The organism is Azospirillaceae bacterium, assembly GCA_028283825.1.
In the GTDB taxonomy this organism is placed as follows: Bacteria; Pseudomonadota; Alphaproteobacteria; order Azospirillales; family Azospirillaceae; genus Nitrospirillum.
In genome coordinates, this window is record JAPWJW010000005.1 from 528,685 (window position 1) to 549,799 (window position 21,115).

Consider the following 21,115-nt stretch of genomic DNA (forward strand, 5'->3'; position numbering starts at 1 on the left):
TGGGTGCCCCGTCGTCGCCACCGGCCCGGCCCCCGCGATGGCGCCTGGGCATTCCAGCCTGCGGTCAGGCGCCAAACAAGGGGCTGGCATCTATGGTGCGGACGGGTAAGGTGTGGGCGCCGAAACCTTCGCTACCGCGCCGTTCCTTGCCAGAGGCCCCATGTCGTCCACGTCCCTCTCCGCCGCCCCCGATGCCACCCTGGTGGATGGCCTGCGCCTGGCCATGCGCCGCCTGGCCGCCACCGTTTCAGTGGTGACGTTGCGGGATGCGCAGGGGCCCGCCGGCACCACGGTCAGCGCGCTGTGCTCGCTCAGCTTCGATCCGCCGTCGGTGCTGATCGCCCTGAACCGGTCGGCCAGCATGCACGACCGGCTGCTGGCGGCGGACACCTACGCCATCAACATCCTGCATGCCGACCAGCACGCCATCTCCCAGGCCTTCGGTTCCTCCCAGCGCAAGGAGGACCGGTTCGAGGAAGGCGCGTGGGAAGACGTGATGGGCGCGCCGGTCCTGATCGGCGCCCAGTCGGTGCTGGTCTGCCGCCGCGCCGCCGAACTGCCGCACGGCAGCCACCGTGTCATCGTGGGTGAGGTGCTGTGGACCCGCAACCTGGATGAAGTGAACCCGTTGCTGTACGCCGACGGCGGTTATCGCCGGCTGGGTTGAGGCTTCCGTCACAGGCAACCGTGGCGGCATGCCGGTATAAGCTCGGGCGACACCAAGGTTACCGGGGCTCAAGGACATGGCGCCTGCATCTTCCGTCACGCTTACGCCCGCGCAGGCGCGCGCCATCTGGCTGAACGCCCAGCGTCTGGTGGAACCGGCGCCCTTCGGCGCGGGGGCGGACGCGACGCGGGCGGCGGTGGAACATCTGGGCTATGTCCAGATCGACACCATCAACGTCATCGAGCGCAGCCACCACCACATCCTGTTCACGCGCATCCCCGACTATGCCCGCGCGGATCTGGAACAGGCGCAGTCCACCGACCGCTCGGTGTTCGAATACTGGACCCACGCGCTGGCCTATGTGCCCACGCGCGACTATCGCTATTTCATGCCGGCGATGCGGCGGGTCCGCACCGATCCGCCGGCCAGCTATGCCGCCATCGAGCCTGCGGAATACCGCGCCCTGCTGCGCCGCATCCGGGAGGAGGGGGCGCTCAGCATCCGCGATATCGAGGACGAGGTGCTGGAGGAAAAGACCCACCCCTGGGCCAGCCGCAAGCCGTCCAAGCGCCTGATGCGGTTCGGTTTCTACAACGGCGACCTGGCCATCGCCCGGCGCACCGGCATGCTGAAGGCCTATGACCTGGCCGACCGCCATTTCGGCTGGGAAACACGGCCGCGCCCCGCCACGGACGCGCAGATCGCGGAGTACACGCTGCGCCGCGCGCTGACGGCGCAGGGATTGGTCAGCCTGGATTCCATCTGCTATGGCAGCCTGCCCCTGAAGGCGCAGGTGGCGCCACTGATCGACCGCTTGGTGCGCCGCCGGGAATTGGTGCCCGTGCAGGTGCAAAGCTTTGAGAAGGTGGTGCACTGGGCGACACCCGCGGCGCTGGCCACGGCCGGGGATGGCACCGCACCCCTGGTGCACATCCTGTCGCCTTTCGACCCGCTGGTCATCCAGCGCAAGCGGCTGGAGATGCTGTTCGGCTATGTCCACCGTTTCGAGGCCTACGTGCCGCCGCCCAAGCGGGTGCTGGGCTATTTCGCCCTGCCGGTGCTGGTGGGCGATCAGGTCGTGGCGGCATTGGACCTCAAGACCGACCGCGCCAATCGTCGCCTGCTGATGCAGCAATGGACCTGGATGGTGCCGGAACGCCCGGACCTGAAGGCCGCCATCGAGGACGCGCTGGCGCGGTTCGAGCGGTTTCAGCTGGCGTGAGCGCTATCGCTCCGTGCGGATGGTGAAGGCGCCGGGGCCCGACCATGCGATAACGCGGTAGGATGTCTTGATCAGCCCCAAATCCTTGAGATGCCCGACCAATGCGGCGGGACACCAGTCGCGGCCATCGGAAAACAGCGCGTCCAAGGCGATCAGCCGCTGGACCAGCGCCAGCCGGTCGGCGGCGTCGGGGAGGGCGCGCGACAGGGTGTCATCGGCACCGGAGGCCGTGAAGCCCAAATCCATCAGCGCCTGCCGCTGCGCCGTCGTGGCGGCGCGGGCCACCGCACGTCCGCCGGCGATGTCGGTGACAAGGATATGGTTCAGCGGGTCAGCCGCCATGGTGTTCACTTCCACCAGTAACTGAAGGCCCGCCAGCGCTTCCCCATCCGGTCGGCGGCCCAATTGGCCGTTCGTGAGGAGTCCAATTGCGACCGATATCACCCATGTTCTCGCTCAAATCGGGTCACCCCCGGTCACTGCCGGGTCGCATGATCAGCCGATCATCGTGGTGGCGGGCCCGGCATTCCCCTTCAATAGGAAGGGGCGTGACGATACAGTTCTCTTTTTTGGTCATCGTAGCCGAAGTGCCAATCCGGCCATCCATTAATGGGATTGTCCGTGGAACATACGACAGATACGCCTAATTTTGGGTATGGTATTAAATAATAGAATTTAAAACCCTCTGGGGGATTGAGTTCGGCTACAATGTCTCCTTCTTCATTAAATATGTTTAATTTGCACGGTATATTTTCGTTGTCCTTATTTTTCAGCACGAATATTAAGCATCTTTCCTGATCTGCTTGTATGAAATTTACTCCGTCGAGCGAAATATTTATGGGGTTTCGATCAAAAATCCAACCCAGCGTCGAAATCCCATCCGTATGGAGTTCCGATATTCTTAATATCATGGAGCATATCCTTCTCTTGGTCGCGATCGGCGCCGTTTTAGTCAAATCATGGCCAGAAGGGGCGTTGCCAAGATACCACTCTAGACGGCAATCACGATTTGTGGGCCAAGCCCTCAGGGGCATACTCCATCTCTGTACATGCAGTTTATCTGTATATCTGTTCTGGCATTGCCCCCCTTCGGTACAGGATAAGAATTCATCGGAGTTTCAGGCATCCACGGGTCATACCCCCCAGGCGCTGGGAGTAACCCACAAGCCAACCCCAGCGGGTTCACCCACTGTATGGGATTGGGCGCGTAGGCGGCAATGTTGCTGCCGCCCCTCAGCCTGCACGCAAAATTCTTGTGGGTATAATCAAACTCAACTCAATGATTTTGTGAATAATACCATGCAAATATTGTTGGTTATGGCGTTGCCTTAAATACCTTCCTATTCTGATTCTGTGTTTCGAGAAGAACAGAGTATGCATCATTTTCGCTCTTCTGTATTCTTTCGCACTCATCTTGAGTGATCTCGACATCAACAAAATCAGGGACAATTTCTCCCCGATCATATCGGGCATACAGGGAACCGTCCTTTCTTATGATTTTAACACCGAATGCGGAAGCTATGATCATGATCCCTCTCAAAATATCGGGGTGGCGAAATACGTGCCAGGCGGGGCTGGGTCGATGGTCGCTTCCGGAATGCCGCCGGCTGTGCGGCCGCCCGGCACCCATTGCGAATTCGCCCCCAGCTCGTTTCCGTCCGACATGCGTAGACCTTGCGGATTGGGAACGTCAACCCGCATGGGATTATCGCCCAAGGTACCGGGCTCCAGGCTGAGGCTCTGCTCAAGCTCGGTGACGCTTCCTCCCGCATTTGTAATCAAGTCGTCGGCCACAGACTTGGGCATCACGAAAGTGCCGCCTGGTGGTCCAAGATTCTCAGTGGGGGTGTAAGAGGTTATTTTTGTCACGCCTCCCTGGAAAGGCTCCAGGTGGGCGTCGATCGCTTCTTGTGAGAAGTAGGTCGATGGATTGGGGCGTGATCCTTTGGGTGTTCCAAGGATCTCGGCCTGTTGCGCTTCACTGAGTTCCAACCCACAAGCCAGCCCCAGCGGGTCCACCCACTGTATGGGATTGGGCGCATAGGCGGCAATGTTGCTGCCGCCCCTCAGGCGGATGGGGTCCTGGTTGATGAAGCGCCCCTGGGCCGGGGCGTAATAGCGGTGGCGGTTGTAGTGCAGGCCGGTTTCGGTATCGTGGTACTGGCCCTGGAACCGCAGCGGGTTGGGCACGGTGGCGACATAGGTGCGGGCCAGCTGGCCCCAGGCCTTGTGGTCGGCGGCCCAGACCACCTCGCCGTTGTCGTTGGTCAGTTCCTGCGGCGTGCCCAGATGGTCCAGGTGATAGTGATAGGCCTGGGTGGGCGCGTCGGCGTTGGCGCGGCGTAGCTGGGCCAGGGGACGGAAGCTGCCGGGTTCGTAGATGTAGAGCGTGGCCAGCGGATCGGCGGCGTTCTCCGGCGTCTGGCCGCTTTCGGCCAGCAGGGTGTCGCCGTCCCACAGGAAGCTGGTGCGCTGCCAGGCCGGAGCCGCTGCCGTTGCCGCGTCGTTGGCGGCGGCGGGCGGGGTGTGGGCGCTTTCCTTCCACACGCGGCGGCCCAGGGCGTCGTAGCCGAAGCGGGTGAGCGTGCGGCCCTTACGGCTGTTCTCCTCCACCTCCGCCAGGCGGTTGCCGGCGTCGTAGCGGTAATCCACCGCCACGGCGCCGCCGGCGGCCCGCCATTCCTTCACCCGGTTACCCCAGGCATCGTACTGGAACTTGGCGTCGCCGTGCACCAGCAGGCGGTCACCCCTGGCCTCGCCGCCCCAGAACTCCGCATCCGGGCCGGCGGCCAGGATGTTACCGGCGGGGTCGGTGACGAACTGCTCCGGATTGGTGCCGTCCACCGCCAGCAGCCGGTCGCAGGCGTCATAGCGGTACTGCTTCACGCCGCGCCGCGCATCCTCCAGCAGGGTCAGGGTGTCGGCGGCGTCGTAGCCGTAGGTGCGGGCGTAGACGGGAGCGCCCACGCCGCCCGTTGCCCGGCGCCGGCCTTCCTGGCGCACCAGGCGGCCTTGCGGGTCGAAGGCCTGCACCTGGTGGATGCCGCCGGCCAGGCGTTCCACCTCACGCCCCGCCGCGTCATGGGCGAAGCGGGCCAGCGCCGTGCCGTCCAGGAACCGATGCCTCTCAGAGCCTGGCCCATAAATAAGTGGAGTGATATCAGTCACTTGTGATTCGTTCTGTTTGCGAAGACGAGAATGGATCCCAAGATTATGTGGACTGATACCACCCGTCGTCAGTATCGGCGGGATCATCTGAAGTATGCAAGCGATCTGACGAACGAAGAATGGGACGTCCTGTGCCCGGCGCTTCCTGTCGCGTACCGGCGGGGCCGTCCGCGTGAGGTGGAGCTACGGTCGGTGGTGGAGGCGATTTTCTACGTGCTGGAGGGCGGATGCGCGTGGCGGATGCTGCCGGACAGCTTTCCGCCGCGGACAACGGTACAGCGTTACTTCTACACTTGGCGGAACGACGGGACGTGGAAGCGGGTGAACCATCTGCTGCTGATGCGTGCGCGGGAAAGGATGGGCCGCGAGGCCAGCCCCAGCGCCGGGGTGATCGACAGCCAATCGGCCAAGACCACGGAGGCCGGTGGCGTGCGTGGGTATGACGCAGGCAAGAAGGTGAAAGGCCGCAAACGCCATATCATCACGGATACCAATGGGTTACTGGTTGGTGCGGTTGTTCATGGCGCCGATATCCAGGACCGCGATGGCGCTCCTTCGGTACTGGCTTCGATCCGCGCCGCGTTCCCGTGGCTGCGGCATGTCTTCGCCGATGGCGGCTACGCGGGCGACAAGTTGGAGACCGCCCTGGCCACCATGGGTAATTGGACCCTGGAGATCATCAAGCGATCCGACACCGCCCAGGGCTTCGTCGTCCTGCCCAAGCGCTGGGTGGTGGAACGGACCTTCGCCTGGTTGGGCCGGAATCGCCGCCTCGCCAAGGACTTCGAACGGGGAACCGACACCGCAACGGCTTGGATCTTCACTGCCAGCGTCAAGCTCCTCACCAGGAGATTGGCAAGGACATAAAACTACCTATCCGATTCCGGGCCGGACTCTCAGGCCATGATCTACGACGAAACGCTCATCTCTGATTCCTAAACGGACTCTTATGTCACGCCCCGCTGGGGGGCGTGGAACGTGGCTTAAGATTGCGCGCCGCAGATGCGTATACGGTCATGTGTCGTGCGTATGGCTAACTCCAGGAAATTATGATGCTGCTGGAACCGCCACGGGGATCGTAGCTCGATGCTATACTGCCCCACTGAAAGAGATATCTTACCGCCGTTCGGTCTTGAGTATCTGGGGGGCCGAGCTTCTGCTCAAGATATTGCTTATGGACCTCAGCCAAATCTTCCATGGACACATTTTTTCGGGTAAGAGAAATGCTTATCTTATTCAAATTTCCATTGAAAAAAGATAAGGAGACATGGCCGCGATCTCCATCAAAATCATATGGGCCAGTTAGAATGTATATCCAACCGGTTTTCATATCATCTTCTCTAAGTATGTTAATGCCAGAAGATCTTGCAGTAGAAATATTCAATCCTTTTTGCAATATTATTTGATTTCCTAGATAAATTAATCCTAAAATTGCGTTTATATTTGCTTTCATATTTTTAGTTCCCGAATGGAATTGAGTATAATGGCTTTAGAGACGTCTTGTAACTAGGGATGAATACCTGCGTTGCGCCGCCGGTTCCATATTGCGGGTTGGCAAGCGTCTGGCCCGTTGCCGCAGGCGCTTCCTCCGCTACCTCATAAACGGTTACGCCGCTACGGTATTTTGGGAAGTCTGGATTATCTATATTCGGTCTAATTTGGAGATTGTTATAATAACCCTCCGCTGTGCCTCCGGTCGCCTCGTATGCTTCCATCGTGGTGTAGTATTCGGAGGGGCCGGGCGACGCGCCCACCACAATCTGTCCTTTTTGCAGGGTGATGTCCTTATAGTCATCGACGCCAGGATATCGTTCATTTCCCTGCCAAGCCTTGGCCTGTTCAGCGGGGGTGAGTGCCTCTCCCTCCAACCCGCACGCCAGTCCCATCGGATCGACCCACTGTACCGGATTGGGCGCATAGGCGGCAATGTTGCTGCCGCCCCTCAGGCGGATAGGGTCCTGGTTGATGAAGCGGCCCTGGGCCGGGGCGTAATAGCGGTGGCGGTTATAGTGCAGGCCGGTTTCGGCGTCATGGTACTGGCCCTGGAACCGCAGCGGGTTGGGCACGGTGGCGACATAGGTGCGGGCCAGCTGGCCCCAGGCCTTGTGGTCGGCGGCCCAGACCACCTCGCCGTTGTCGTTGGTCAGTTCCTGCGGCGTGCCCAGATGGTCCAGGTGATAGTGATAGGCCTGGGTGGGCGCGTCGGCGTTGGCGCGGCGTAGCTGGGCCAGGGGACGGAAGCTGCCGGGTTCGTAGATGTAGAGCGTGGCCAGCGGATCGGCGGCGTTCTCCGGCGTCTGGCCGCTTTCGGCCAGCAGGGTGTCGCCGTCCCATAGGAAGCTGGTGCGCTGCCAGGCCGGAGCCGCTGCCGTTGCCGCGTCGTTGGCGGCGGCGGGCGGGGTGTGGGCGCTTTCCTTCCACACGCGGCGGCCCAGGGCGTCGTAGGCGAAACGGGTGAGGGTGCGGCCCTTGCGGCTGTTCTCCTCCACCTCGGCCAGGCGGTTGCCGGCGTCGTAGCGGTAATCCACCGTCACGGCGCCGCCGGCGGCCCGCCATTCCTTCACCCGGTTGCCCCAGGAATCGTACTGGAACTTGGCGTCGCCGTGCACCAGCAGGCGGTCACCCCTGGCCTCGCCGCCCCAGAACTCCGCATCCGGGCCGGCGGCCAGGATGTTACCGGCGGGGTCGGTGACGAACTGCTCCGGATTGGTGCCGTCCACCGCCAGCAGCCGGTCGCAGGCGTCATAGCGGTACTGCTTCACGCCGCGACGCGCATCCTCCAGCAGGGTCAGGGTGTCGGCGGCGTCGTAGCCGTAGGCGCGGGCGTAGACGGGATCGCCCACACCGCCCGCCGCCCGCCGGCGGCCTTCCTGGCGCACCAGGCGGCCTTGCGGGTCGAAGGCCTGGACCTGGTGGATGCCGCCGGCCAGGCGTTCCACCTCACGCCCCGCCGCGTCATGGGCGAAGCGGGCCAGCGCCGTGCCGTCCAGGCCGACCGCCGCCGGCCGGTTCTCGGGCGTCCAGGCCACATCAATGCGCCGCCCATCGGGCAGCAATGTCGCGATGCGCCGGCCCCGCTGGTCGCGCACGTGCCGTATCTCAAGCCCGCCCTGCGTTTCGGCCAGCAGGCGGCCGATGGGGTCATAGGCGAAGCCGACGTGGGTATCCGGGGTATCGGCTGTGACCAGCCGGCCGGCGCCGTCATAAGCGAAGCGGTTGACGCGGCCGTCGGCATACTGGGTTTCCAGCAGCCGGCCCACGATGTCGCGGGCATAGCGCGTGGTCCGTCCCTGGTCCTCCACCGCCATGACGTGGCCGGCGCCATCGCGCTGATAATCCAGCCGGCGGCCATCGAACCCGGTCTCGCCCACCAGCCGCCCGACCAGATCGTAATCCAGGGCGTAATGCTCGCCCTTCTGGTTGGTCAGGCCCACCAGGTTCAGGTCGCTGTCATAGGCGTAGCGGAAGACGGAACCGTCGGCCGATGTCCGCTCCAGCGGATAGGGCAGGCCGTCATAGCGCCAGCGCGTCGCCCGGCCCAGCGGGTCGGTGTGGCGGGTGACGTGGTCCTCCGCGTCGTATTCCAGCGTGACGGTGCCGCCGTCGGGACGATGGACGGCGGTGATGTTGCCGTTGGCGTCGCGGACCATCCGCACGGGCGCGTCATTGGCCCGCCGCACCTCGACCACACGGCCCAGGGCGTCATGGCCATAACGCCGCGAGATGGCCTTGTCGGTCCCTTCCGCCAGCAGGTCGCCGGCGGTCGACCAAGTATAGCGCCGTATCACGCCCAGGCCGTCCTGCACGGCCAGCGGCTGGCCGCGCGTGTCGCGCAGATAACGCACGGTGTGGCCCAGCGGGTCGGTGTGGCTGGCCAGGTTGCCGCGCCGGTCATAGGCGTAGCGGTACACGGCGCCATCGACCGAGGTCACCTGGACAGGCCGTCCCAGGGTGGGGTCGGTCAGGCCAGCGGCGCCGTAGGCCAGGGTGAGGGTGCCGCCGTCCGGGCCCATCCGTTCGACCAGGCGGCCCAGATCGTCATAGATGGCCTGGCTGGTGGTGCCGTCCGGCCCGACGACGGCCAGCAGGTTGCCGGCCTCGTCATAGCGGCGACGGGTGATGCCGCCCAGCGGATCCACCTCTTCATCCACCAGGCCCAGACTGTTCCAGCGATAGCGGGTGACAGCACCCCGGCCGGTGGTGACCACCGTGGTGTGGGCCTCGGTATCGTAGGACAGTTGCGCCCGGTAAAGCCCGGGCTCGCCGTCCAGCGTCACGCCCCAGGTGTCGACGCAACGCGCCCGCCGACCCAGCGCCACATCATCCCAGACGAAGTGGAAGGCCAGGCCGCCGCGCCGCGTCTCCTCCACCAGCAGATGGTTGTCGTAGCGATAGTGCCAGGCGTTGCCGCGCGCGTCGGTCGCCTGCACCAGGTCGCCGGCGTCGTCATAGACATAGCTGACCAGGCGCAGGGTGCCCCCGGCATCTGGGGCGGGGCCGTCCACGGCGGTGATGCGTCCGGCTTCGTCCGTGGTCATGGCATAGGCGCGGCCGGCGGCGTCCTGGATGCCGGTCAGCCGGCCGTTGGCGCCGCGATGCAGGGTGATGGCGTTGTCGTTGGGATCGACGATATGGACCAGGCGGCGCAGGCCGCTGTCGGTGTCGCGGTCCCCGAACAGGTAGACCATGCCGGCGTAGGTGCTCAGCCAATAGCGTTGCCCGTCGGTGTGCAGGACCAGCCGCTCCACCAGGTTCAGGGTGGGCCGGCCGGGCGCGGGGTCGCTGAAAAAGGCCAGGCGGCCATCCGCCAGCCGCGCTGCCCAGCCGCCGCCGTTGACCCAGCGATACAGCGCCATGTCATAAGGGTGATGCCAGCCGGAACCCAGGTCGCCCTGGTGGGTGGAGCTTGAGAACCAGACGCGCGACCAGGCGAGGGGCAGGGGGCCCGGCACCCCGAAATCCGCGGCTTCGGTGAACAGTTCACCCGTCGCCACGTCCACCGGATGGCCGGCGGTGAGGCGGCTGGCGCCCTTGGCGCCGGCATAGCCGCCCAGCGCGCCGCCCAGCGCCTCGCCGATGATGCGCCCGCGCTCGCCACCCACGGCCTGGCCGATGGCGCCGCCCACCTTGGCGCCCACCGCCCCCAGCGCCAGGCTGGCGACCGTGCTTTCGCCGAAGCCCAGCAGGCCGCACATGCCCTCGGCCATGAAAGCGCCGGCCGCACCCGCCCCCAGGGCTAGCAGCGACCCGCCGATCATCAGCACCTGGGCCAGGGTGTTGGCCCAGGCCGGCACCTCGCCATGGATGGGCATGTAGGTTTCGGGCTCGCGCCCGATGAAGACGTCGTGCGAGCCGTCCATGATGGACCCGTCGCATTCCAGCTTGTCGCCGATGCGGGCGGCCGGCTTGCCGTTGATGAAGACGGTCTTGCTGCCCTGGGCGATGTGCTGGTCCGGCGGGCCGTCGCGTGAGCACGCCGCCGCGTCCTGGACGGCGCGGGCGGCGGGCTTGTCGTTGATCAGCACGTTGTCGGAGCATTCGGGCGCGATCACGCCCGTCTGGTCGGCGAAGGTGCTGCCCAGCGCTTCGCCCAGCAGGGCGCCGCCGCCGGTGGCCGCCATGGCCCCGCCCACCGCCGCGATCACGCCCAGCGCCGCTCCGCCCGTGCCCACCACGGCGATGACGGCCAGGGCGGCGCCCAGGCCGATGGCGGCGCCGACCAGGAAGCCGCTCAAGGCGCTGGTGTGCTGGATGGGGTCCTCCAGCCGGGCAGCCCCATACTGCGGTGCGCTGTCCGGCATGGGTCAGCTCCGGTGGCCGGGGGCGGCCGGCAAAGAGGGGATCAGGGACATGGGGGCGTTCCGGGCGGGAGGGGGCGTCAGGTGCTGGCGGGTGCCGCCGGCCAGGCGAAGCTGTTCAGGATCTGCATGAACTGCGCGTCGGCATCGGGGAATTCCGGCAGCCGGGCGGTGTTGACGATGGTGATGTTGCGGCCGTCGGGCAGCAGGCTGTAGATCTGGCGCTGCTTGATGGGGCCGGCGCCGGCGTCCCACTGGAACACCAGTTCCACCGCCGCCCGGCCGGCCAGCATGACATCCTGCCGGGTGATCAGCTGGAAGCTGCGCGCCCGCGCGATCAAGTCCTTCAGCTGTCGGTTGACATAGCCGCCCAGGGTCTCGTCCGCCTGGGGCCGGTCGTAGGCGACCATGATGTTGGGCACCACCGGGCTGCCGCTGGGCGGGGCGGACCAGGCGATCATGGAGCGGTCCACCCAGCTGTCGGGCAGCTGGATGGAGAAATCTTGGGTGCGGCAGGTCTGGGGCATGGAACGTTTCCTTTACACTTTGCCCAGGATGCGGGCGACGGCCAGCGCGCTGTCCGCGTCGGTGCTGCCCGTGCTGGGCAGCGGGGCGGCCTGGGCGGTGCTGCCGAGCGAGGAGGTCTGCGGCAGCGCGCCGCCGGACAGGGACGGGGCCGACAGCGACGGGCTGGTGATCGACGGACTCGACAGCGACGGCGCGCTGAGCGAGGGCGTTGAGACCGACGGCGCCGAATAAGAAGGCGCTGACGGCAGTGTGCCGGCCAGGCCGCTGGTGGAAGGCAGGCCGGAAGCACTGGCCGCCGTGGGCAGGGCGGAGGTGCCCGGCAGCGCGCCGCCGCTCAGGGACCCTGCGGAGGTGGCACCCGGGATGCCATTTGCCGAGACACTGGGCAGAGCCCCCGTGCCCAAAGATGAGGTGGACGGCGCCGTCAAGGATGGGCTGCCGCCGGCCAGGGTGGAGGCCACGGTGCCGGCGGTGCCGCTGTTGCCCGCACCGCCGCCGAGCGCCTGCGCCGCCGTGCCCAGGCTGGAACCCGAGGTGGCGGACGGCAGGGCCGAGGTGGCGCCGCTGCCCAGCGCGCTCGCCGAACCAAAGCCCGGCGGTGCCGCGGACGCGGACAGCGGCGTGTAGGGCTGGATGCCGAGGCTGGCGCCGATGGCGCCGGGCTGGACGGTGGCGAGGGGGACGGTGGTCATCCGGAACTCTCCCGGTGCGGGGGCGAAAATTGGGGGAAACGGGGCGTCAGCTGCTGCAGTTCAGCCAGATTTTCTGGCCGTCCTGGCTGATGCCGTCCTTGTCCATCACCACCGTGCTGCCGTTGCTGGTGACGATGATGTGGTCGGTGGTCATCTGGATCAGGCTTTTGCCGACTTGCAGCACCAGTAACTCGCCGGCGGTGATCACCAGGTTCTTGCCGATGGTCTCGAACATGTTGTTCTGGACGACCATGGAGAGGTCTTTCTGGGAGTGGAAGGCGATCTCTTCCGCGCCGGCCTTGTCTTCCAGGGTGAACAGGTTGAAGCCACCACCGCCCGGGCTGCTGGCGGTGCGGAAGGTGGTTTGCGTCTGCTGGCCCGGCAACCCTAAGGGGACGGGGGTGTCGGAGTTGGGGACGCTGCCGATGACCAGGGGGCGGTCAGGATTGCCCTCCAGGAAGGCGACGACGACCTCCATGCCCATGCGGGGGATGGTCTGGGCACCGAAGCCTCGACCGGCCCAGCCCTGGGCGACACGGACCCAGCAGGAACTGCCCTCGTCGGACTGGCCGCGGCGGTCCCAGAAGAACTGGACCTTGATGCGGCCGAAAGCGTCGCTGTGGATCTCCTGGCCCTTGGGACCGACGACCATGGCGGTCTGCAATCCGCCGACGGTGGGCCGGGGCGTGATGCGGCGGGGGGCGTAGGGGGTGGCCGCCGGCATGCAGGTGAGGCGGTTGCTGTAGCCGCTGCGGCTGGCGCCGCCGCTCTCGTAACTCATGTCGCTGGCGCTGTGGCTGACGGAGAGGACGACATAGGCGCCGTTTTCGGATGCCACGGGATGGCCGGTCAGCTGGAAGCGGCCGCAGGGGGCGAGCGATCGGCAATCGCCGGCGGCCTGTACGGTCTCACGCTCCACCTCCTCGGCCTGCATGGCCAGCTTGGTGCGGCGCTCGCCGTCGCCGGGGGTGTCGTGCAGGCCGGGATAGTCGAAAAACTCGTGCTGGGGGTCTTGGCGGAAGGTTGAGACGGTGGGGACCGTCTGGTGCAGGTTGGCCTTGGCGGTCTGGAAGTTGTAGTCGGTGGTGGCCCATGAGCTGGCCTGGTAGGCGTGGCTGCGGTGCCATTCGGTGATGTGGTTGGTCTGGGCGGAGGCGGCGCTGAACTGGATCATCGGCTCATCCCCCGCCAGGTAGGCGGAGGTCTGGTGGCCCAGGACCAGGGTGTGGCGTCCCGGCTCATGGCGGAAGAAATAATAGAGGCCGTCCTCTTCCATCAGGCGGGAGACGAAGGCGAAGTCGGTCTCGCGGTACTGGACGCAGTACTCGCGCGGCGGGGGCGGGGTGACGCCGGAGAAATCGACGTTGGTGTAGCCCATCTCGCCGAAGATGGTGGCGAGAATGTCCAGGGTGGTCTTGTTCTGGAAGATTCGGCAGTCGCTGGTGCGGGTGAGGAACCAGAGCCAGGGGACGACGCGCAGGTTGTAGTGGCGCTGTCCGCGCGCGGCGGCGTGCCCGCCGGTCAAGGAGGCGACGACGCCGTTGAAGGTGCGGTAGACGCCGTCCTGCAGGCGCAGGTTCAGATCCACGCCCTGGGCGACCAGGACGCTGGGATCCAGGTTGTCGTCCAGGGCGCGCACGGTGGCGTTGAACTCGAACAGCGCCGACACGCCCTCGCCACCCTTCAGCGCCTCCAGCAGCAGCTGGTCGGCACCCAAGGGGCTGGTGATCGACAGCAGCCGGTCCGTTTGCGTGTAGCCGTCCATGGGGTCCTCATTGCCCGGTGATGGGCCGTCTCATGTCGTTACGAAGTTGATCAGCCCGCAGGCGCCAGGGCGCTCAGCAACGTGGTGATGGCAATGTCGAGGCCGCGCTTGTTGATGGCGGCCAGCAGATAGGGATCGGGCTTGGGGGCTGGTGTCAGCAGCGTGAAAACGGCCCAGCCCTTGGAGGTGACGATCACGGTCTGGCGCACCAGCGCCTGGCGGCCGTTGATCGTGCCGGTGCTGTCGGCGGTCGCCAGATGAATGTCGGGCAGATCGGTTGTCACAGCCTGTAGCGTGCCGTCGGGGAAACTGGTGCCCAACTTGCGCATGCCCTCCGCCGCCAGGTGCGCGACCTGGACGGCATCCTTGAAACGTCCGCGCGGCGCCGTATAGACGGTCATCATGCCGACACGCTCGCTTCCAGAGCCGTTCGACAGGCTCCAGGCCTGGCAATCGGCATCGACGCTTTCGTCGGCCCGTGCCGTCCAGGACGCCGGCACCTTGAAACCCAGCTGGAAAACCTTGTTCAGGGCGACACTCTGCAGGTTTTCCACATAGGATTGCTGCTTGGCGGCGGTCAGCTTGAAGGTGGCGTCGGCCACCAGGAAACTATCCTCCGCATCGGCGTAGCGTGCCTCCTCGGCGAAGCTGTGCAGCACATAGAGGAAGGGGCCGTTCTTGAAGGTGCGGATGCGATAGAGATAGGGGCGCCCCTCCACGGTGCGGGAGGCCAGGACATCGGCGTTGCGGCCGGCTTCCGACGGAATGCTGCGCCGTGCCAGCACGGTGTAGTGGTTGGCGGGCAGCCACCCGTCCAGCCAATCTTCCGGTGCCAGCTCGCGTTCCAGCCGCTGGGCGTAGATCTCGGTGATGCTGGTCTGGGACTTGTCGCCATAACGGCCCAGCAACTGCAAACCACCATTGGGGGCGGCCGGCCGGCCGTCCTTCTCGAACCACAGCCAATCCTTCGGGATCATCACTTCAAAGGCGAAGGCGGGATAGGGGCTGGGGAAGTCCTGGCGGAGATAGTGCAACTCCACCTCGGCACGGCTGGCTTTGACGGTGGTTCGCAGGTCGGTCATTCCATTTACCTTCGCGTGTGCCGGCGGTATTCCGATGATGGCGATGAGAAGAAAGCCCAGCAGGACGATGGCGAGCGTCGATAGGGCCATGAGTTCCGCCAGGCGCCCCGTTGCCACCATGTGGGCGATGTCGGATCGGCGGTAGGGTGCCAGGAACAGGCGCCACAGCCCTGGGATTGAATCCGGATTGCGTCCATCCGCCCCGGCCCGGCGGTTCCAATTGTTGGCGACCTGCCGCCATTGCAGTAGGCCCACCAGGGCGAAAATCATGAAGCCGATGATCGCCATCGCGGTCACCAGGGGAACGGCGAATACCGGGCTCATCGACTTGCCGCCGATGGCGGCGATGCTGAGAAGTATGGCCAGGGTCGCCAGCAGGCCCAGGAAGACCCGGGCCGTGCGGCCCCGGGGTGGCAGCCGTGCGGCCACGCTGGCGGGGAAACCCAATGCGTCGTCCCCGGGTAGCCCAGGGACAGGACCGGTCGACGGAGGCGTGTCGGAAATGGGGGGCATGTGTGGCGTACTCATTTCGGGGCGGGCCCTATACTGGCATCGATGCCGGTTTCGATGCCAAGACCGACCTCCAGATCACCGAAAATGCCACCGTGCACACGCTGGTCCACCCGATCGTAATAGCCATAGCCGCCGGCACCGACGCCGGCGCTGCCGGCGGAACCGCTCTGTTCCCCTTTCAGGGCGATGGTCCAGTCATCGGGCACCCCGGGTATCCATCCGATGGGGATGGTGACGTTTTCCTCGGCACTGGCCTGGGCCACGCGGGCGCCGGCTTTGCCACCCAGCGCCGCGCCAACATACCGTCCGTCGTCGCCCAGCAGCGCCTGGCCCTTGGCATCAGCGGAGAAGATTTCGCCTGTGCCCTTCAGGCCAGCGCCCCCCGTGTTCAGGTCGCCGAGAACGCCTTCGCCCTGGACGCGCTGGACAGCGGCCTTCGCCTCCCCGGCGGCACCAGCGCCGTAGTTGGTCACGCCCGCATGACCGGTGCCCTCGGCGGCGAAGACGTCCATGCCGCCCGATATTTCGCCCCAGCCGTTCTTGCCTTTGGCGGAAATGCGGGCGGCGGCGATTTCGCCCTTGGCGTCCACCGTGGCCTTGGTCGGGTCGGCGTGGGCGGTGATGGAGCCTTCCAGGCCCATGACCTTGGCCGTGACCGGGCCGGTCGTCTTGTTGGCGGCCCAGGCTTCGCCGGATGCCGTGGCGGTCCCACCTTGGGCCGCGGCCGCTGGTTTGGGCGCATCGGCCTGCGCTGGCGCCTTCATGTTCAGCCAGATCTTGCCGGCCTTGTAGCGGATGCCGGTCTTGTCCAGCACGGCGGTGCTGCCGTTGCTGGTCAGGATGATGTTGTCGGGCGTGAACTGGATGGTGCTGTTGCCGACCTTCAGCGCGATCAGCTGCTTGGCCTGGCGGACCGCCGCCTTGGTCACCGTCTCGAGCATGTTGTTCTGGACGACCATGGAGAGGTCTTTCTGGGAGTGGAAGGCGATCTCTTCCGCGCCGGCCTTGTCTTCCAGGGTGAACAGGTTGAAGCCGGCGCCACCCGGGCTGCTGGCGGTGCGGAAGGTGGTCTGGGTCTGCTGGCCCGGCAGGCCTAAGGGGACGGGGGTGTCGGAGTTGGGGACGCTGCCGATGACCAGGGGGCGGTCGGGGTTGCCTTCCAGGAAGGCGACGACGACCTCCATGCCCATGCGGGGGATGGTCTGGGCACCGAAGCCGCGACCGGCCCAGCCCTGGGCGACGCGGACCCAGCAGGAGCTGCCCTCGTCCGACTGGCCGCGACGGTCCCAGAAGAACTGGACCTTGATGCGGCCGAAGGCGTCGCTGTGGATCTCCTGGCCCTTGGGGCCGACGACGGTTGCGGTCTGCAATCCTGCGACGGTGGGCCGGGGGGTGGTGCGGCGGGGGGCGTAGGGGGTGGCCGCCGGCATGCAGGTGAGGCGGTTGCTGTAGCCGCTGCGGCTGGCGCCGCCGCTCTCGTAACTCATGTCGCTGGCGCGGTGGCTGACGGACAGGACGACATAGGCGCCGTTTTCGGATGCCACGGGATGGCCGGTCAGCTGGAAGCGGCCGCAGGGGGCGAGCGATCGGCAATCGCCGGCGGCCTGCACGGTCTCGCGCTCGACCTCCTCGGCCTGCATGGCCAGCTTGGTGCGGCGCTCGCCGTCGCCGGGGGTGTCGTGCAGGCCGGGATAGTCGAAAAACTCGTGCTGGGGGTCTTGGCGGAAGGTTGAGACGGTGGGGACCGTCTGGTGCAGGTTGGCCTTGGCGGTCTGGAAGTTGTAGTCGGTGGTGGCCCATGAACTGGCCTGGTAGGCGTGGCTGCGGTGCCATTCGGTGATGTGGTTGGTCTGGGCCGAGGCGGCGCTGAACTGGATCATCGGCTCATCGCCCGCCAGATAGGCGGAGGTCTGCTGGCCCAGGACCAGGGTGTGGCGTCCGGGCTCATGGCGGAAGAAATAATAGAGGCCGTCCTCCTCCATCAGGCGGGAGACGAAGGCGAAGTCGGTCTCGCGGTACTGGACGCAATACTCGCGCGGCGGGGGCGGGGTGACGCCGGAGAAATCGACGTTGGTGTAGCCCATCTCACTGAAGATGGTGCCCAGGATGTCCAGGGTGGTCTTGTTCTGGAAGATGCGGCAGTCGCTGGTGCGGGTGAGGAACCAGAGCCAGGGGACGACACGCAAATTGTAGTGGCGCTGCCCGCGCGCGGCGGCGTGCCCGCCGGTCAAGGAGGCGACGACGCCGTTGAAGGTGCGGTAGCCGCCGTCCTGCAGGCGCAGGTTCAGATCCACGCCCTGGGCGACCAGGACGCTGGGATCCAGGTTGTCGTCCAGGGCGCGCACGGTGGCGTTGAACTCGAACAGCGCCGACACGCCCTCGCCGCCCTTCAGCGCCTCCAGCAGCAGCTGGTCGGCGCCCAGGGGGCTGGTGATCGACAGCAGCCGGTCCGTTTGCGTGTAGCCGTCCATTCAACTCCTCAACCGCGCCCATCTTCAACTATGCCTGGAAGGCGGGAGCCCACGGGGAATACTCATTTTCCGCCGATCTATCGGCATGTTTACTGTCACTGATTGTTAATCAGCCGTTTGCGCAGCCTCTTTTGAATGCGTTTCCTTGGGTGCTTTTGAAGCTTGCGCGCGACAGGAAACTAAGGGGCGGCAGCGCGGTTTCAAGGCCGCCCGATGCCGATAATACCACCTTTTAAAAGGTGCGATTTCTGAACATTTTGATGATGTTCCCTTTAATCGTAGATGAATAGCCCTTCAGGATGTCAGGATTTTTGCCGGTTGGCGGGCCATATCCAAGGATATGGATATACAGCCTCCGACACGAACTTGAAGTGATCAAAATTATTCTTGGGCGTATGGTTTACGTTCTTTTGGTATAGGAAATAATTTCGATCTATACCGACGATGCCAAGTTGTTAACGTTATGTTACGTGGCGATTGTTTGTGCCGATTCGCGCTGGAAAGAGCGTTGGAAGCGTCGTCTGGCTCTCTAGTGCCTCCGTATTAACACGTTATTGATGTGCCCAAGGGTTCTGAAGCTGAAAAAATGCCCGTCGGACGGATTTTTAAAAGCCCATATTTAATGACAATTTTGTCGATTTATCCCCATTCATCCAGTACCCAACCTATCCTATGTCAAGTGGATAGGTTTTTTCGGTTTATTAAGGAAAACCAAGGCCTGTGGCATTCAGTCACCTTCAACAAGACATTTGCGAATCTACTTCGCGACTATGACGTTTGACTGGAGGGTGTCCTATACCAACGGTCACCTACCTCAAAAAGCATACGCCGCCGAAAACCGATTCTGGGGTCTCGACGAATCCACCCTTCGAATTATATCAGCGTGCATTGATTGGTAAATTTACCGTTAAAAGATTGGACACGGCGTCGACCTCTCTCAAGTCGACGGCGTAGTCCTGGCCCCAGCGAGGATACGATGGCCCTAGTCTTACGGGTTCTTGTGGCTGGTGACTGCTCCATTGCCGAAGGTGAAACCCGCGTCTGTGACGGCGGCAGCTTCACCATCGGCCGGGGGCCTGAGAATGACTGGGTGGTGCTGGATCCCCAACGGCACCTGTCCAAGCAGCATTGCCGCGTGGAGTTGCGCGGCCAAGCCTATCATGTGGTCGATACCAGCACCAACGGCGTCTATGTCGGCAACGGCGGCGCCCCCCTGGGTCGCGGCAATTCCCAGCCGCTGAATGACGGCGACGTGATCAACCTGGGGCCCTGCGCCTTCAAGGCCGAGATCGCGGAGGAGGCCAATGACGCCGCGTCCTTGACGCCCGCCTCGTTGGCCCCCTTGTCGCCGGCGGCCGGCGGTTTCCGCGCGGCGGCGTTCGACCACGCCGACAGCGCCCTGGATTATAATCTGGGTGAGGCTGGTGCCCGGGCCCAGCATGCGACCTCCATCTCCCAGGTGCTTGCAGGCGACCGTGTCGGTGAGCTTCAACTGACCGACATGCTGGGTGAGCATGAGGCGGAGGAGCCCGGCTTCGGCGGCTTCGATCCCGAGGCCAACGCCGTGGGTTTCCCCGCCACCAGCGCCTATTTCCAGGCACCGGAGGTCAAGCACCCCGTCATTCCCATGGATTGGCAGGTGGAAGGGTCGGACGGCCGCGGCGAACTGGGCGTGCTTGAAACAGCCGTGGGCGACGGCTTCGTCGAGGCCCAGGCCGAAATCCAGGAGGCCCGGGCGCCGGTGGCGCGTACGGGTGGTGGCCGTGGCGCTTCCCGCCCGTCGCTGGGGTCCATCAGCGGGGGAGGGGGCGGCGCCAACGTTCTGCCCATCAATTCCAGCGTCGCCGCCGCGGCCGTCGCGCCGGCACCCGTGCAGGCAGCCCCGCAGCCGGTCCGGCCGGCCGCACCGATGCCGCCACCGGCCGCCGGTTGCCGTGCCGCCGGTCCAGGCGGCGGCGCCGGCACCTGTGCAGCCGGCCCCCGCGCCGACCGCGACCGCCACGCCGGCGGCCCCGGTTCCCACTGATCCGTTCCAGGCTTTCCTGGCCGGCGTCGGCCTGCCGGCGGACGCGGTGGACGCCGCCGACGCGGCCGCCATGATGCACAAGATGGGCTTGGCCTTCCGCGAGGCGGTGGGCGGCTTGCGTGAGTTGCTGGAACTGCGGGCTTTCCTGAAGTCCGAATTCCGGATCGAGCACACGCTGCTGCGCGCCAAGGAGAACAACCCCCTGAAATTCTCCGCCAACCTGGACGGCACGCTGGCCGTGCTGATCGGGCGGCGGGTCACGGGCTTCATGGACGCGCCGGAGGCCGTGCGTGAAAGCCTGCGGGACATCAAGGCGCATGAGGTCGCCCTGATCTCCGGCATGAAGACCGTGGTCAGCGACGTGCTGGAGCAGTTGGCGCCCGAGACGGTCAAGGCCGACGTCGGCGCCTCCATGCTGCCACAGGTCCACAAGGCCCGCTGCTGGGAAAAGTACGAGCAGGTGCATCAGCGCCTGGTGGGCGAGCAATCGTCCGGTCCGCCGCTGGGTGCCCAGTTCTCCGCCGCCTACACCAAGCAGTTCAGAAACCTCTGAGCCGACGGCCTGCCTTTTCGAACCCCACCGCCCCCCGTGATCCCACGCAGGGCAACCGACATTAGGGTCCAACCGACGATGCGCTTCCCAACCCTCACGTCCTGGCGCCTCATCCTGGCGGCCGCCACCCTGCTGCTGGCCGGCTGTTCCCACGAACCGCCGCCGCCACCGCCCGTCCGCACGACGGTGCCCGTCGCCATCAACGTCGGCGCCGATGTCAACCCGGACAGCCAGGGCCGGCCGTCGCCCATCGTCACCCGGGTCTATCAGCTGGCGTCGAAGGACAAGTTCACCATCGCCGCCCCCATCCAGCTGATCCAGCACGACGCCCAGGCCCTGGGCCCGGACCAGCTGGGCCGGGACGAATTCGTCCTGCAGCCGGGCGACAAGCGCGAGATCACCCTGCCGCAGAACGACAAGGTTCACTATGTCGGCGTCGTCGCCGCCTACCGCGCCATCGACCAGGCCGACTGGCGCGAGGTCGTGGCCCTGCCGGACACCGGCTCCGTCACCTTGAACATCACCGTCGGCGCCAAGGGCCTGGTGGTGAAGCCCGACACGTCCGCCGCCGCCGCACCGGCCCAGCCGCCGGGCAGCGGCAAGCGCGACACGGCGATGAAGTGAGGATAC

Annotated in this window: 15 protein-coding genes; 6 read left to right on the top strand and 9 right to left on the bottom strand. The window is 65.4% G+C overall.

Annotated features, from left to right (window positions below; genetic code table 11):
• The first annotated feature begins 160 nt into the window (after nucleotides 1-160).
• Both PW843_28840 and PW843_28845 read left to right on the top strand, forming a co-directional pair.
• Nucleotides 161-667 carry a flavin reductase family protein gene (locus PW843_28840; protein MDE1150575.1) on the top strand — a complete coding sequence of 169 codons (507 nt, stop codon included), beginning with the start codon at nucleotides 161-163 and terminating at the stop codon, nucleotides 665-667.
• 76 nt (nucleotides 668-743) lie between these two features.
• Nucleotides 744-1,889 (top strand): crosslink repair DNA glycosylase YcaQ family protein, encoded by a 1,146-nt coding sequence (locus PW843_28845; GenBank protein ID MDE1150576.1) that lies wholly within the window; start codon nucleotides 744-746, stop codon nucleotides 1,887-1,889.
• A 3-nt stretch (nucleotides 1,890-1,892) separates the two neighbouring features.
• Here the strand turns inward: PW843_28845 and PW843_28850 are convergent, their stop codons facing one another.
• The gene (locus PW843_28850) at nucleotides 1,893-2,231 is read right to left on the bottom strand and encodes a hypothetical protein (protein MDE1150577.1); all 339 of its coding nucleotides are present in this window, start codon (nucleotides 2,229-2,231) and stop codon (nucleotides 1,893-1,895) included.
• A gap of 1,194 nt (nucleotides 2,232-3,425) precedes the next feature.
• Entirely contained in the window at nucleotides 3,426-5,057 is a 1,632-nt protein-coding gene (locus PW843_28855; protein MDE1150578.1) for an RHS domain-containing protein, read from the bottom strand.
• Between the two features lie 45 nt (nucleotides 5,058-5,102).
• Here PW843_28855 and PW843_28860 point away from each other — a divergent pair, with 45 nt between their 5' ends.
• Nucleotides 5,103-5,924 carry an IS5 family transposase gene (locus tag PW843_28860; protein MDE1150579.1) on the top strand — a complete coding sequence of 274 codons (822 nt, stop codon included), beginning with the start codon at nucleotides 5,103-5,105 and terminating at the stop codon, nucleotides 5,922-5,924.
• A 166-nt stretch (nucleotides 5,925-6,090) separates the two neighbouring features.
• Here the strand turns inward: PW843_28860 and PW843_28865 are convergent, their stop codons facing one another.
• The 7 genes from PW843_28865 to tssI (PW843_28895) form a co-directional block, all read right to left on the bottom strand.
• Nucleotides 6,091-6,510, bottom strand: coding sequence for a hypothetical protein (locus tag PW843_28865; protein ID MDE1150580.1), 420 nt, complete (start codon nucleotides 6,508-6,510; stop codon nucleotides 6,091-6,093).
• Nucleotides 6,511-6,514: 4 nt separating this feature from the next.
• On the bottom strand, nucleotides 6,515-10,858 hold the full coding sequence (locus PW843_28870) for a DUF6531 domain-containing protein (GenBank protein ID MDE1150581.1): 4,344 nt from the start codon (nucleotides 10,856-10,858) through the stop codon (nucleotides 6,515-6,517).
• A gap of 77 nt (nucleotides 10,859-10,935) precedes the next feature.
• Nucleotides 10,936-11,382, bottom strand: coding sequence for a DcrB-related protein (locus PW843_28875; protein MDE1150582.1), 447 nt, complete (start codon nucleotides 11,380-11,382; stop codon nucleotides 10,936-10,938).
• Between the two features lie 12 nt (nucleotides 11,383-11,394).
• The gene (locus tag PW843_28880; GenBank protein MDE1150583.1) at nucleotides 11,395-12,075 is read right to left on the bottom strand and encodes a hypothetical protein; all 681 of its coding nucleotides are present in this window, start codon (nucleotides 12,073-12,075) and stop codon (nucleotides 11,395-11,397) included.
• A gap of 46 nt (nucleotides 12,076-12,121) precedes the next feature.
• Entirely contained in the window at nucleotides 12,122-13,840 is a 1,719-nt protein-coding gene (gene tssI, locus PW843_28885; GenBank protein ID MDE1150584.1) for a type VI secretion system tip protein TssI/VgrG, read from the bottom strand.
• A gap of 50 nt (nucleotides 13,841-13,890) precedes the next feature.
• Nucleotides 13,891-15,369 carry a hypothetical protein gene (locus tag PW843_28890; protein ID MDE1150585.1) on the bottom strand — a complete coding sequence of 493 codons (1,479 nt, stop codon included), beginning with the start codon at nucleotides 15,367-15,369 and terminating at the stop codon, nucleotides 13,891-13,893.
• Nucleotides 15,370-15,446: 77 nt separating this feature from the next.
• Nucleotides 15,447-17,906: a type VI secretion system tip protein TssI/VgrG gene (gene tssI / locus PW843_28895; protein MDE1150586.1), complete on the bottom strand. Its 2,460-nt coding sequence runs from the start codon at nucleotides 17,904-17,906 to the stop codon at nucleotides 15,447-15,449.
• Nucleotides 17,907-18,882: 976 nt separating this feature from the next.
• On the opposite strand from tssI (PW843_28895), the gene PW843_28900 reads away from it, so the two are divergent.
• From PW843_28900 to tssJ, 3 genes are all read left to right on the top strand, one after another.
• On the top strand, nucleotides 18,883-19,932 hold the full coding sequence (locus tag PW843_28900) for an FHA domain-containing protein (protein MDE1150587.1): 1,050 nt from the start codon (nucleotides 18,883-18,885) through the stop codon (nucleotides 19,930-19,932).
• Nucleotides 19,874-20,485, top strand: coding sequence for a type VI secretion system-associated FHA domain protein TagH (gene tagH / locus PW843_28905; GenBank protein ID MDE1150588.1), 612 nt, complete (start codon nucleotides 19,874-19,876; stop codon nucleotides 20,483-20,485). The genes PW843_28900 and tagH overlap by 59 nt, the downstream gene beginning before the upstream one ends.
• A 78-nt stretch (nucleotides 20,486-20,563) precedes the next feature.
• Nucleotides 20,564-21,109, top strand: coding sequence for a type VI secretion system lipoprotein TssJ (gene tssJ / locus PW843_28910; protein ID MDE1150589.1), 546 nt, complete (start codon nucleotides 20,564-20,566; stop codon nucleotides 21,107-21,109).
• The last annotated feature ends 6 nt before the right edge of the window (nucleotides 21,110-21,115 follow it).